The organism is Bartonella sp. SD1336NMGDW (assembly GCF_042193565.1).
Classification (GTDB): Bacteria; Pseudomonadota; Alphaproteobacteria; order Rhizobiales; family Rhizobiaceae; genus Bartonella; species Bartonella grahamii.
In genome coordinates, this window is the sequence record NZ_JBHILW010000090.1 from 1 (window position 1) to 749 (window position 749).

1 protein-coding gene and 1 pseudogene are annotated in these 749 nt (G+C 38.3%); both read right to left on the reverse strand.

Translation table 11 applies throughout. The features are described from left to right. On the reverse strand, positions 1–449 hold a 449-nt coding region (locus ACFIKH_RS09305), incomplete at its 3' end, for a hypothetical protein (protein WP_375671550.1). A gap of 81 nt (positions 450–530) precedes the next feature. Next, positions 531–749: pseudogene (locus tag ACFIKH_RS09310) on the reverse strand (hypothetical protein); the annotation flags it as partial.

The window sequence follows — 749 nt, forward strand, 5'->3', positions numbered from 1 at the left end:
ACGTTATTTGCTATACGAGCGTTTTCATAAACCCTAGCATTGTCATAAACATAGGCATTATCATAAATAATAGCCTTGCCATAAACACGCGCATTACCATAGACATGGGAATTATCAGAAATAACAGCATTGCCATAAACATGGGCATTATCATAGATATAGCCAGCAACGATAGCATTGTCATAAACCCGCGCATGACCATAGATATGACCACAAGTGACAGCCTTGCCAAAAACCCTTGCATTTTCATAAACATGACCATTTTTAAACACAAGAGCCTCATCATACACCCAGCAATTTCCCTCATGAGAGAGGTTATCTTCCTTTTCAATAAAGCCGCCTAAGGTACCTGCTTTGATATCAGCAAAATCTTTTAATGCTTTAATACGGTAGAGAACATGTTTACCAAATACACGCGTTTCATTTGTGAGTGCAAACTTCTTTTGCATGAGCACAATTCCTTTATAAAGAGATTTAATTTTTAAATGAGATATTTAAAGGAAGGCGCCCCCACCGCGCCCACGCGTTATTTAAGCAGCGTCTTTTAGTGACTGATTATCATCACAGATATCATTACGAATTTTTGCACGGCTATTGACAACAGCATTGCCATAAATTTGCACATGATGATCAATATTTGATTTGCCATAGACCTTGGCATGATCATAAATTCTTACAAAGCAACCAACACGAGCCGAGCCAGAAACCTTGGCATGACCATAGATACTTGAATAATCCTTAATCCAAGC